Source organism: Neorhizobium sp. JUb45 (assembly GCF_004343585.1).
GTDB lineage: Bacteria > Pseudomonadota > Alphaproteobacteria > Rhizobiales > Rhizobiaceae > Neorhizobium.
Genome location: NZ_SLYW01000004.1, coordinates 288396 through 300965 on the forward strand (window position 1 = coordinate 288396; position 12570 = coordinate 300965).

The window sequence follows — 12570 nt, forward strand, 5'->3', positions numbered from 1 at the left end:
GGCCGGGCTCTATTTATCTTGGTTGTTGAGCGAGGCGGCTTCGAGATCGACCCGGACCCCGCCTGTGAAGGTAATGGTTTTTCCCTTATCCGTTATCTTCATCGAGTCTGCAACAATAGACGCTTCCGGAGTGGAGATTGTTATTGTGTCGGCTGTCTCGAGTGTTCCCGCCTTCACATCCATATTGGCCGACTGGAACTTTGCCGTCAGGCCATTGCTGAGGTTGACGTCGAACGGCGCGGTCAGCTTCATGCGGTCGGTGGCGCGATCGAACAGACCGCTGGTGGCCACGACGCGAGCGATCACGTCCTTGCTCATCGGCATCGCCGCCTTGACGTTTTCCAGCGAGATCATGTTGGGATCGGCAAGATCCTGCAGCGCCCGCGACGCCGTCATCGAATAGCTGACGCCATCGTCGTTGCGCCCTGCAATCGCCGGGCTTTCCATGACGATCTTGCCGTCCTCGATCTTGGCGCTCTGGATCGTCAGGTTTTCCGGCAGAAACGTGCGGATGAACGACACGCCGATAAAAAGCATTGAAATGATCAGTGCGGCGACCGGCAGTAGCACCTTCAGCTTCTTCACACGCGACGAATGCGTCAGCGCCAGCTTGTAGGCTCTGGTCTGTCGAAGCGCTGCATCATCAGTGGGGCCGGATTGAGCGAGGGTCTGCAGTGGGTATCTCCAGGCAGTCGGTTATGCGTCCGCATTGTCTAATGTGAATGGCCGCGGCGCTTGGCAGCCTGCGTCCTGAGCCTTGAATATGGCGATTAATCATCAACAAACAATAATGGACGACACAAATACGTGTACCCGCAATCGTCTGATCTGCCAAGCACCTGCGGTTGCCCGGCTTTTTTCGGCTGTTACAACACCGCTTCCCTTGATTTTTACCGGCCCGGTTCCTTTTTTCCGTGAAAGGTTCTAGGACCGATAGAGATTGACGAGGAATAAAGACCATCATGGATCAAATGGCCTATGCCGACCGCAGGCGTCTGCGCCGCAAGCTGACCTTCTGGCGCATCGCCGCCTTTGTTCTGGTCGTTGCCATCGGCTTTTCCCTTTATCGTTTTGCAGCCGGCGATCAGCAGGGCACAGTGCGCCCGCATGTGGCGCGTGTCGAAATCTCCGGCATGATCACTGACAATACCGAGCTGCTCGAAAGGCTCGACAGGATCGCCAACAACGATCAGGTCAAGGCCGTGATCGTCTCGATCTCCTCGCCGGGCGGCACCACTTATGGCGGCGAGCGCATCTTCAAGGCCATCCGCGCCATCTCAGAAAAGAAGCCGGTCGTCTCCGATGTGCGCACGCTTGCTGCTTCCGCCGGCTACATGATCGCCTCTGCCGGTGACATGATCATCGCCGGCGAAAGCTCGATCACCGGCTCGATCGGCGTCATCTTCCAGTATCCGCAGGTCGATGAGCTGATGAAGAAGCTCGGCGTCTCGCTGCAGGAAATCAAGTCGTCACCGCTTAAGGCCGAACCTTCGCCATTCCATCCGGCCAGCGAAGAGGCCAAGGCGATGATCCGCTCGATGATCACGGACAGCTATGACTGGTTCGTCGATCTTGTGGCAGAACGTCGCGGCCTGTCGCGTGAGGAAACCTTGAAGCTTGCCGATGGCTCGATCTTCACCGGCCGTCAGGCGCTGAAGCTTAAGCTGGTCGATCAGCTCGGCGGCGAGAAGGAAATCCGTGACTGGCTCGATACCAAGGGTGTTGCAAAAAGCCTGCCGGTGCTGGATTGGAAGAAGAAGGACGATAGCTCGTTTTTCTCGCTGCCGACAGCCGTCGTCTACTTCGCCCGGCTGATGGGCATCGAAACCGGTCTTTCACCGGAAGCGATGCGGCAGTGGGGCGGCGATAAGTTGTTCCTTGACGGTCTTGTTTCCGTTTGGCAGGTTGGTAGTGACAGATAATTCAATGATTTCTGGGGGAAGATCGTGATCAAGTCGGAACTGGTGCAGATCGTCGCGGCCCGCAACCCGCATCTTTATCACCGTGACGTGGAAAATATCGTCAACGCCGTTCTCGACGAGATCACCGACGCGCTTGCCGGTGGCAACCGCGTGGAGCTGCGCGGTTTTGGCGCGTTCTCGGTGAAAAACCGCCCGTCGCGCTCTGGCCGCAACCCGCGCACCGGTGAAACCGTGTTCGTCGAGGAAAAATGGGTGCCCTTCTTCAAGACCGGCAAGGAGCTGCGCGAGCGGCTGAACCCCGATCTTGCCGATGAAGAAGATGCCGACTGAGCCGTTGGCAGTGCATCGCCTCGCTTGAAAAGCGGATTTCAAGAACTAGGTGATGGAGGTGGCCGGTATCACGGTCGCCGGCCCATACCGCAGTTCGACAATTGCAGGAATTATGAGAGGGACCATGACAAAGGTCAGGAAAATCGCCAATCTCGTGATTTTTGTACCGCTCGGCATCCTGCTGATCGTGCTCTGCGTTGCCAATCGCCAGAGCGTCACGCTTGCGCTCAACCCGTTCCAACCGCAGGACAGCGTGCTGTCGGTTTCTGCTCCGCTCTTTGCCGTGCTGTTCCTCTCGGTGATTTTCGGCATGGCGGTCGGCTCGACGGTTACCTGGTGGAACCAGGGCCGTTATCGCAAACAGGCCCGCACGGAAGCGCGCGAAGCGCTGAAATGGCAGCAGAACGGCAAACCGTCGATCTCGCCGGTCGAGGCGAAGCAGCTGCGGATCAAGTAACCTCGCGGAATTTGCCTGTTCGCTTCAGGCTTCCGTCCGTTCTTCACTCACCGCATCATTGAAATCCGAAAAGAACCGCGCCGCCAGCCTTTGCGTCGCAGCGCCGATCAGCTTGGTGCCCATCTGCGCCAGCCGCCCGCCGAGTTCGGCCGCGGCCCTGTAGCGCAGAATGGTTTGCCCGCCGTCTTCAACCAGTTCCACGTCGGCCGCCCCTTGCGCGAAACCCAGAATGCCGCCCTTGCCGGCTGCCGAAAGGCGGTAGCTGGCAGGCGCATTGACGTTCGACAGCGTGATCGTGCCGGAAAAATTGCTGGAAAAAGGCCCGAGCTTGATGCGGATGACAGCCGCCAGTTCGCTGTCCGATTGCCATTCCAGGCTCTGGCAGTGCGGGATGCAGCGCTTCAATATGTCTGCATCATTGAGGCCGGCCCAGACTTTGTCGCGCGGCGCTGCAATGCGTTCCTCGCCGGTCACATCCATGGGCCTGCTCCTTCTTTTCCGCGGTCATGCCGCTTATCCTGTCTTTTGTCATCTATCTGCGAAAGGGAAAGCCCTTTGCCAAGGGGCGCAGCAATGCTATTTGCACGCCAGATAAAGGAAGGCCCGACCGGATCGGCCTGATCGTGCTCGGGAAAATGACCATGAAGAACAAGGAACGGCGACCGGGATCGCGCCCCGCCGGCAAACCGGCAAAGCCGACTGGCAAGGCCGGCGGAAAACCCGCTGCTGCCCGCAGCGAGCGTCACGCATCGCCCAAGGTCGCTGCAAAACCTCAAAAGCCCGCCCGCCCGCCGGAACAGCGCGTTGAAGCAAAGCCGCGCGCCGTCCGCAGCGAGCATGCGCAATTCGGCAATCTGCGTGAAGCAGAAGCGCGACAGGCAGCGGCAGCTGAACAGCGGCCGATGATCGAGCGCAAGGGAGAGCGTCCGCCCGAACGCATCCCGGTCATCCTCGAATCCACCGGTGCCGGCGATTTCCACCTGATCGATACCGGCAACGGGTTGAAGCTCGAGCAATACGGCCCTTACCGTATCGTTCGCCCGGAAGCGCAGGCTTTGTGGAAGCCGGCTCTGCCCGACCATGTCTGGGAAAACGCCGATGCGGTCTTTACCGGCGATACGGATGAGGATGGCATGGGTCGCTGGCGTTTTCCAAAAGAGGCGCTGGGCGAAACCTGGCCACTGTCGCTGCTCGGCATCGATTTTCTCGGCCGTTTCACTTCCTTCCGCCATGTCGGCGTGTTCCCGGAACAGATCGTCCATTGGGCCTGGGTCAAGGAACAACAGGAAAAGGCCGATCGTCCGTTGAAAGTGCTGAACCTGTTTGGTTATACCGGCGTCGCCTCGCTGGTGGCTGCCGGTGCCGGCGCCGAGGTCACCCATGTCGATGCCTCGAAAAAGGCGATCGGCTGGGCGCGCGAAAACCAGTCGTTGGCCCGTCTCGACAAGGCGCCGATCCGCTGGATCTGCGAGGATGCCATGAAGTTCATCCAGCGCGAGGAACGCCGCGGCAGCAAATACGACATCATCCTTACCGACCCGCCGAAGTTCGGGCGCGGGCCGAATGGCGAAGTCTGGCATCTGTTCGAGCACCTGCCGAACATGCTTGATATCTGCCGCGAGCTTTTGTCGCCCAAGGCTGTCGGGCTTGTGTTGACCGCCTATTCTATCCGCGCCAGCTTCTATTCCATCCATGAACTGATGCGCGAAACCATGCGTGGCGCAGGCGGCGTCGTCGAATCTGGCGAACTCGTCATCCGCGAGGCCGGTCTTGACGGCAAGGGTCACGAGCGCGCGCTCTCCACTTCCCTCTTTTCCCGCTGGGTGCCGAAATGACCGAAGAATATCGTTCCGATTTCAGGCGGGAAGGCCCGCGCCGCGTCGGCCAGGTGAAGGAAGTCACCAGCCTCGCCAATCCGATCGTCAAGGACATCAAGGCGCTGTCCGACAAGAAGACCCGCGAAGAGACCGGCACGTTCATGGCCGAAGGCCTGAAGCTGGTCATCGATGCGCTGGAACTCGGTTGGAAAATCCGCACGTTGGTTTATGCCAAGGCCGCCAAGGGCAAGCCACTGGTCGAACAGGTGGCGACAAAGACGGTCGCCAATGGCGGCCTTGTGCTGGAAGTCAGCGAAAAGGTGCTGTCGTCGATCACCCGTCGCGACAATCCGCAAATGGTTGTCGGCATTTTCGAAAGCCGCTGGACCCGCCTGTCGGACATCCGCCCGGAAAACGGCCAGACCTTTGTCGCGCTCGACCGTGTGCGGGATCCCGGTAATCTCGGCACGATCATCCGCACTGCCGATGCCGCCGGTGCTTCGGGCGTCATTCTGGTCGGCGAATGTACCGATCCGTTTTCGCTGGAAACCGTGCGCGCCACCATGGGCTCGATCTTTGCGACGCCTTTGATCCGCACCTCGGTCGACGAATTCCTGTCCTGGCAGAAACATGCCGGTTCGGAGCTGGTCGCCACGCATCTTGCCGGTGCCGTCGATTACCGCACGGTCGATTACTCGAAAAAGCCGGTCACGATCCTGATGGGCAACGAGCAATCCGGCCTGCCGGAAAACCTCGCCAAGGCAGCCACGCGTCTGGTGCGCATTCCGCAGCAGGGCCTCGCAGACAGTCTCAATCTCGCGGTGGCAACGGCGGTCATGCTGTTCGAAGCCCGCCGCCATCTCCTGAAAATCTGAAAAGGACCGGCATGACGACCGAACCCGCCAGCCACGGCCCGACTGCACGACCGGCGCTCCTTTCGCAGCCGCTGCCGATCGCGATTTTTATCGTCATCGCCCTGATCCTCGACCAGATCATCAAGATCGCTGTCGATCATTATCTGCCGCTGGAAGAGGCGGTGCATGTCGTGCCCATGCTGGCGCTGTATCGCACCTATAATACCGGCGTTGCCTTCTCCATGCTGGATCACATGGATGGCTGGTTCATCGTCACCATGCGGCTTGCCATCTGCGCCTTCGTCATCTGGCTGTGGCGCCGCACGCCGGCAGACCGCACCTTTGCCCATGCCGGTTTCGCTTTCATCATTGCCGGCGCGCTTGGCAACCTGTTCGACCGTTTCCTGTATGGCCACGTGATCGATTACATCCTGTTTTACACGTCGACCTGGTCGTTTGCCGTCTTCAATCTCGCCGACAGCTTTATCACCATCGGTGCGGGCTGCGTCATTCTAGACGAAATTCTGGGCTCGATGCGCAAAAAGACCGAAGAGCCAAAAATCTAAAACGTTAACCTTTGCCCGAAAGCATTCGGAAGGAAGCGCATGTTAGTTTTGAAACATGCGCAAGATAGCCGACATGCAAAATCGACTGATCGCTGCCTTCGGTGCCCCGGTACCGTCCGAGGCGGATCGCGGCCGTGACGATGCTTCTGCTCCGATTGCTTTTCCAAAACAGGCGTCTCCGCAACCATCGCCAAGCCCTGCTTGGCTGAACTTCTTCACCCGCCTCGGCAGCCATCGCGAAACGCCGCCGATGTCGGCCGGTGGCGCGGTCGATCCCGCCAATCTGGCCGATGCCCTTGGCGAAGTCGCCGTTACCCGCACGGCGGATGGGCGTATCGTCAGCGCCAATGGTGTTTTCCGCAAGCTGACCGGCTGCCTTGCCCCGGAAGGCCGCACGCTCGAAGGTCTCGGTTTTCGCGCACGTGCTGAATCCAGCCAGCCGATCGATCTCGCCGAGCCGACAATTTCCGGTCGCGATCTCGAAATCACCGGGGCGGCCGAACTGCGCATCTTCTGGTGGCGTGACGTTCCCGTCGCCGATGCTGATGGCAAAATTCTCCTCCACGGTTTCGCCCGCGATGTCACCGAGGAACGGCTGGCACGCGAGGAGCAGGAAGCCGCCCGCCTGAAGGCAGAGGCGCTCAACCTCACCAAATCCCGCCAGCTTGCCACCGTCGTGCACGAGTTGCGCACGCCGCTCAACGGCATTCTCGGAATGGGCCAGCTTCTCGGCCGCACGCATCTGTCGCCGGAACAACAGAACTATATCGGCGGCATCGGCCAGGCAGGGCAGGCGCTTGCGCAGTTGGTCGATGACCTTCTCGATTATTCCACCATGGAAGCCGGTCGCTTCAAGCTCAACACGCGTGCGGAAAACCTGCGCCAACTGATCGAAAGCGTCGTGGAAATGCTGGCCCCGCGTGCCCACGCAAAAAACGTCGAGATCGGCGCCGCGGTCATGTCCGAACTGCCGGACCTGCATGATTTCGATCCGGCGCGCCTGCGTCAGGTCCTGTTCAATGTCATCGGCAATGCGGTGAAATTCACCCAGACCGGCGGCGTGCTCATCCGCGCCTGGCCGGAAACCGATAACGTCGTGATTGCGGTGTCCGACACCGGACCCGGCATGACGGCGGAAGAACAGGCCCGTATTTTTGGCGAGTTCGAACAGGCAGGCAGTGCCGAAGCCCGCAGCGGCGGCACCGGCCTCGGCATGGCGATTTCACACCTTCTCGTACAGGAATTCGGCGGTTCATTGTCTGTCGAGAGTGAGAAGGGCGTCGGCTCCACCTTCACCATCCGTCTGCCACTGGCGCCGACCGAGACTGCAGCAGCCGCCATCGAGGGAATTCGTGCATTGCCATCCGGCCGCGCCGAGGCGCTGCGTCCGTCGCGTGTATTGCTGCTGGCCCCGGAAGGTCCGTCGTCTTCCGCCATTGTCGGAATGATCGAAACGCTTGGTGGCACTTGCGTGCAGGCAGGCAGCAATGCGCAAGCCGAGAAACTGATTGAAACTGCGGGCAGGGGGGCGGATCGCTTCACCGATGTCATCGTCGATCACCGCCTTGCCGGCGGCCCGGCAGGTGGGCTCGTTCACGATGGCCTGCGCCGTATCCTGCTGGTCAACCCGGAAGATCGTGGCAGTCAGCCGCAGGAATTGTATGACGCCTGGCTCATCCGCCCGCTTCGTGAGCGCACCCTGATCGATGTGCTGCGCGGCCGTCTCGGCAACCGTGAACCGTTGGTTCCGGCCGTTCCAGAGCTGCCCGCCGCCACGCAGCAAGTGGCCGAACCATCGCCAGCGTCGAAGTCCGGCCTGTCCATCGTGCTGGCGGAAGACGATGCCGTCAGCGCCATGCTTTATGCGACGATCCTCAAACGGTCCGGCCATACCGTCACGCGCGTTGCCGATTTTCCCTCTCTGCTGGCGGCTGCCTGTGGGGACAATCCGCCCGACCTCGTCATCTCCGACATGCATATGCCGGGCGGCGAAATCGCCCATGCGCTTGCCGCAATCACGGCCTCGGCAAACGGGCGTGGCGAAAGTCTGCCTGTCATAATTTTGACGGGCGAAGGGCGCCTGAGTCAGCATGTGCAGATGCTTTCAGCCGGTGCCGTACAGGTCATGGAAAAGCCCGTCTCGCCCGACAGGCTCAATGAAGTGGTGCGTCAATTCGGAACGGCAGCCATGCGACAGGCATCTTGACGCCGTCAGCCGTTGTGGCAAACACTGTCACGGCAATGTCGCATGGAAATGATTTATGACAGTCAGTGAAGCGCTATTACGGGCGAAAGATCATGACTGTCGAACTGCTTACTCGGGGCGTCACCATCGAAACTAACCAGGTTGTCCCGCCGCAACTTGCGGGCACGGACGTATTCGGCCGGATAGGCACTCTCGAAACCCGCCTTGCCAGATCTTCCCGTGAGATCGACGCTGCGCAGGCTGTCCGTTTTCGTGTTTTCGTTCAGGAAATGGGTGCGCAGCTGCCGGCGGAAGCGATGCGTCGCGAGCGCGATTTCGATGCATTCGATGATATCTGCGACCACCTTCTCGTCATCGACCACGCCATCGAAGGTGATATCGAAGACCAGATCGTCGGCACCTACCGCCTGCTGCGGCAGGAAGTGGCGATGGCGCATGGCGGCTTTTATTCCTCCAGCGAGTTCGATCTCGCACCGCTTCTCGCTCGTCATCCCGGAAAACAGTTCATGGAGCTTGGCCGCTCCTGCGTGCTGCCCGACTACCGCACCAAACGTACTGTCGAACTCCTCTGGCTCGGCAACTGGGCTTATGCGCTGAAACACGGCATGGATGCCATGTTCGGTTGCGCCTCCTTCCCCGGCGTCGATCCGCAGGACCATGCGCTGGCGCTCTCTTTCCTGCACCACAATTCGCAGGTGAAGGACGAGTGGATGGTGTCGGCGTTGCCCGAACTCTACAAGAACATGAACATGGTCCCGGCCGAAGAAATCAACCCGCGTCAGGCTTTGTCGGCCATGCCGCCGCTGGTGAAGGGTTACCTGCGCCTCGGTGCGATGATCGGTGACGGCGCCGTGGTCGATCAGGCCTTCAACACCACGGACGTGTTGATCGTGCTTCCCATCGCCGTAATCTCCGGCCGCTACATCAACCATTTCGGCGCCGATGCTGGGCGGTTCGCGAGCTGATAGCTTGTGCCGGTTAGCCACCAAGGCTCCCCGCGTTATCCCGTCACAGGGTCGCGGGGAATATTGCGGGCGGACGCTGCCCGCATTGCCTGTGCGGCTGTAACGGCAATCTTCGACATGAACATTTTGCTGAAGTGGCCAAGTGGCGATTGTTTCTCGACTGCGAAAGATGCGACGAGATCATCGGTGTTGAACTCGTCCACAATCACCCAGGCCGGCATGCGCAGGTTTGCGGTGCGTGCCTCGGCGGGTGGAATTTCAATCGCCCATCGGTTCAATCGTGGCGGTTGACTGGTGATTGGAAACAACAGCGATTTTTTGCGACCATCCTGGCTGATCACGATCAGCATGACGCAGGTTGGACGGGCTTTGCGACCGCTTTCCTCGCCGCGGTCATATTCGCGAGCCCAGAGGTACGAATAGAGAATGACATCGCCATGGGCGAACCTGCTCATTCTATAAGTTGCCTTTCACCCCCATGCTTTCCAGCGCCGTGATCAACTCCTCACGTTCACGCGGTTCGATATCATCGACGTGGTGGGCTTTTTGGTCGCCGCCTCTCCGCATGTGGTCAAATTGCTCGACTGTCATCAGCACGAATTTGCGCCTGCCCTGCGCAGTGATCTCCACGGGTCCGTAAAAGGTGGCTTCGGCCACCTCATTTGACTTATGGCCCAGCTCGGCGAGTGTGAAACTTGCCATGATAAGCAATCTCCTAATTAGTCTGCGTGCGCTGTATCGACCGGCTTGTCTTGCAGCAGGATCTCATCGATCACCTCCACCGTCACCTTCAGCGAAGGTTTCCCCTCCCGGGTAACGACAAACGGCTGTCCCTTCGCGGCCTCTTCCAAAAGCCGCGCCAGATCTTCCCGAGCTTCCTGAATACTGACGGTCTTCATGAGCGACATTCCGCGAGTGGACCTTGTTCTTTTAAGGTAATCCACTCGCGGTTGCCATTCAAGCTTGGGCTATCGCGTCACATGCCGGCGTTATAGGCGGCGATCGCCGCCGTGTTGACGATGTCGCTATCCTTTGCCCCCATCGGTGCGATCTGCACCGACTTGTCGAGACCGACCAGCAACGGGCCGATCACCGTAGAACCGCCGAGTTCCTGCAGCATGCGTGTGGAAATCGCCGCCGAATGGATGGCTGGCATGACCAGCACGTTGGCCGTTCCGGAAAGACGGCAGAACGGGTATTGCTGCTGCATGCGCTCCAGATTGAGCGCCACATCGGCCCCCATCTCTCCGTCATATTCGAAATCGACCCGCTGGCCGTCGAGGATCTTGACCGCTTCGCGGACCCGCTCGGAGCGCTCGCCGATCGGCTGGCCGAAGGTGGAATAGGCCAGCATCGCCACGCGCGGCTCATGCCCCATGCGCTTGGCCAGACGCGCCGCTTCAATGGCGATCTCTGCCAGATCATCGGCTGTCGGCATGTCGTGCACGGCGGTGTCGGCCACAAAAACGGTGCGTCCGCGTGCCAGGATCATCGATACGCCGATCACCTTGTGGCCCGGCTTGGCATCGATGCAACGGCGCACGTCGGAAAGCGCTGTCGCGTAGTTTCGCGTTGTGCCCGTCACCATCGCGTCGGCATCACCCAGCGCCACCATGCAGGCGGCAAAGTGGTTGCGGTCGTTGTGGATCAGACGCTGCACATCGCGCAGCAGATAACCTTCGCGCTGCAGGCGCTCGTAGAGGTAATCGATATAGACCTCGACGCGGTTGGAAATACGCGCATTGACGATCTCGATACCGGGGCGGTCGAGCTCGATCCCGGCCTTTTCCGCCGTTGCACGGATCACGTCGTCGCGACCCAGCAGGATGGCGGTGCCCAGCCCCTGCGCCATATAGGCGACGGCTGCACGCATGACCTGTTCTTCCTCGGCCTCGGCAAACACCACCCGCTTGGGATATTGCCGCACGCGCTCATAGATGTCCTGCGTGTTGGCGGCGATCGGGTCGATACGTGCCGAAAGCTGGCGAGCATAGGCGGCGAGATCGGTGATGTCGCGACGGGCGACGCCGCTGTCCATTGCAGCCTTGGCAACGGCAACCGGAATGGCCGAGATCAACCGAGGATCGAACGGCACGGGGATAATGTACTGCGGCCCAAAGCGTGGGCGAACGCCCTGATAGGCGGCGGCCACGTCGTCCGGTACATCTTCGCGGGCAAGGTCTGCCAGCGCTTGTGCGGCAGCAATCTTCATCGCATCGTTGATCTGGCTGGCACGCACATCCAGCGCTCCGCGGAAAATGTAGGGGAAGCCCAGCACGTTGTTGACCTGGTTCGGATAGTCCGAGCGGCCGGTCGCCATGATCGCGTCATCACGAATGCGCGCCACTTCTTCCGGGGTGATTTCCGGGTCCGGGTTGGCCATCGCAAAAATGATCGGCTTGTCCGCCATCGAGCGGATCATCTCTTCGGTGAATGCGCCCTGCTGCGACAGGCCGAACACGACATCGGCGCCCTTCATGGCTTCCACCAGCGTGCGGCGGTCAGTTTTTACCGCGTGAGCCGATTTCCACTGGTTCATGCCCTCGGTGCGGCCCTGATAGATCACGCCCTTGGTGTCGCACAAAATGATGTTTTCGGGCGCAAAACCCATCGCCTTGATGAGTTCGATACAGGCGATCGCGGCTGCACCCGCGCCGTTGCAGACCAGTTTGGTGGTCTTCACGTCACGGCCGGTCAATTCCAGCGCGTTGATCAGGCCCGCGGCGGCAATGATTGCCGTGCCATGCTGGTCGTCGTGGAAAACCGGGATATCCATCAGCTCGCGCAGGCGGCTTTCGATGATGAAACATTCCGGTGCCTTGATATCCTCGAGATTGATGCCGCCGAAGGAGGGGCCGAGGTAGCGCACGCAGTTGATGAACTCGTCGACATTTTCCGTATCGACTTCAAGGTCGATGCTGTCGACATCGGCAAAACGCTTGAAGAGAACCGACTTGCCTTCCATGACAGGCTTGGATGCCAGTGCGCCAAGATTTCCGAGGCCCAGAATGGCGGTGCCGTTGGAAATCACGGCCACCATGTTGCCGCGCGTCGTGTAATCGTAGGCGGTGGCAGGGTCGGCGGCGATCGCCTTCACCGGCACGGCAACGCCGGGAGAATAGGCCAGAGACAGGTCGCGCTGCGTCGCCATCGGCTTGGTGGGGGTGATTTCCAGCTTGCCGGGGCGGCCGTTGGCGTGGAAGTCGAGCGCCTCGCGATCGGTCACCGATGTGCGGGTTTTGGCGCCGGGCGCCTTCTTGTCTGCTGCCATTGTGTTTCCGTTCCCTGTGTCTCTGTCAGTATCATGTGGGCAAAGGCCGGATCGCCTCCGCCATTGTTGTCTTTCCGGGGCCATCATCGATAAGGTCGCCTTTTCCCGGACGCAACACAAAACGGACCATCGATTTGCAACGCCTGCCGACCGACACGCTCGACACTGCCCGCCTGATCACC

Annotated in this window: 14 protein-coding genes; 8 read left to right on the plus strand and 6 right to left on the minus strand. The window is 60.2% G+C overall.

All coding sequences use genetic code 11. The annotated features are described in order from the left end of the window. Nucleotides 1–9 precede the first annotated feature (9 nt). A complete protein-coding gene (gene lptC / locus EDF70_RS18205; protein WP_348639725.1) occupies nt 10–585 on the minus strand; it encodes an LPS export ABC transporter periplasmic protein LptC in 576 nt (191 codons plus the stop codon). A gap of 377 nt (nt 586–962) precedes the next feature. Between lptC and sppA the strand changes: the two genes are divergently transcribed. From sppA to EDF70_RS18220, 3 genes are all read left to right on the plus strand, one after another. Then, entirely contained in the window at nt 963–1922 is a 960-nt protein-coding gene (gene sppA, locus EDF70_RS18210; protein WP_132276446.1) for a signal peptide peptidase SppA, read from the plus strand. A 24-nt stretch (nt 1923–1946) separates the two neighbouring features. Then, complete coding sequence (locus tag EDF70_RS18215; RefSeq protein WP_112729732.1) at nt 1947–2252, plus strand: integration host factor subunit beta; 306 nt, start codon at nt 1947–1949, stop codon at nt 2250–2252. Nucleotides 2253–2376: 124 nt separating this feature from the next. Then, entirely contained in the window at nt 2377–2709 is a 333-nt protein-coding gene (locus EDF70_RS18220) for a LapA family protein (RefSeq protein ID WP_132276448.1), read from the plus strand. A 24-nt stretch (nt 2710–2733) separates the two neighbouring features. Here the strand turns inward: EDF70_RS18220 and EDF70_RS18225 are convergent, their stop codons facing one another. Continuing rightward, nucleotides 2734–3189, minus strand: coding sequence for a carbon monoxide dehydrogenase subunit G (locus EDF70_RS18225; protein WP_132276450.1), 456 nt, complete (start codon nt 3187–3189; stop codon nt 2734–2736). 161 nt (nt 3190–3350) lie between these two features. Between EDF70_RS18225 and EDF70_RS18230 the strand changes: the two genes are divergently transcribed. From EDF70_RS18230 to EDF70_RS18250, 5 genes are all read left to right on the plus strand, one after another. Then, a complete protein-coding gene (locus EDF70_RS18230) occupies nt 3351–4544 on the plus strand; it encodes a class I SAM-dependent rRNA methyltransferase (protein ID WP_132276452.1) in 1194 nt (397 codons plus the stop codon). Continuing rightward, nucleotides 4541–5401: an RNA methyltransferase gene (locus EDF70_RS18235; RefSeq protein ID WP_132276454.1), complete on the plus strand. Its 861-nt coding sequence runs from the start codon at nt 4541–4543 to the stop codon at nt 5399–5401. The genes EDF70_RS18230 and EDF70_RS18235 overlap by 4 nt, the downstream gene beginning before the upstream one ends. 11 nt (nt 5402–5412) lie before the next feature. Further along, a complete protein-coding gene (lspA, locus tag EDF70_RS18240) occupies nt 5413–5946 on the plus strand; it encodes a signal peptidase II (protein ID WP_132276456.1) in 534 nt (177 codons plus the stop codon). Between the two features lie 73 nt (nt 5947–6019). After that, nucleotides 6020–8152, plus strand: a complete 2133-nt coding sequence (locus EDF70_RS18245) for an ATP-binding protein (protein ID WP_165932061.1) — start codon at nt 6020–6022, stop codon at nt 8150–8152. A 92-nt stretch (nt 8153–8244) separates the two neighbouring features. After that, the gene (locus tag EDF70_RS18250) at nt 8245–9117 is read left to right on the plus strand and encodes a GNAT family N-acetyltransferase (protein ID WP_132276460.1); all 873 of its coding nucleotides are present in this window, start codon (nt 8245–8247) and stop codon (nt 9115–9117) included. 35 nt (nt 9118–9152) lie between these two features. Here the strand turns inward: EDF70_RS18250 and EDF70_RS18255 are convergent, their stop codons facing one another. The 4 genes from EDF70_RS18255 to EDF70_RS18270 form a co-directional block, all read right to left on the minus strand. Continuing rightward, nucleotides 9153–9572 (minus strand): hypothetical protein, encoded by a 420-nt coding sequence (locus EDF70_RS18255; protein WP_132276462.1) that lies wholly within the window; start codon nt 9570–9572, stop codon nt 9153–9155. A gap of 1 nt (nt 9573) precedes the next feature. Beyond that, nucleotides 9574–9819 (minus strand): type II toxin-antitoxin system prevent-host-death family antitoxin, encoded by a 246-nt coding sequence (locus EDF70_RS18260; RefSeq protein WP_132276464.1) that lies wholly within the window; start codon nt 9817–9819, stop codon nt 9574–9576. A gap of 17 nt (nt 9820–9836) precedes the next feature. Then, nucleotides 9837–10016, minus strand: coding sequence for a type II toxin-antitoxin system prevent-host-death family antitoxin (locus EDF70_RS18265; RefSeq protein WP_165932062.1), 180 nt, complete (start codon nt 10014–10016; stop codon nt 9837–9839). Nucleotides 10017–10093: 77 nt separating this feature from the next. Next, a complete protein-coding gene (locus EDF70_RS18270) occupies nt 10094–12388 on the minus strand; it encodes an NADP-dependent malic enzyme (protein WP_132276468.1) in 2295 nt (764 codons plus the stop codon). Nucleotides 12389–12570 lie beyond the last annotated feature (182 nt).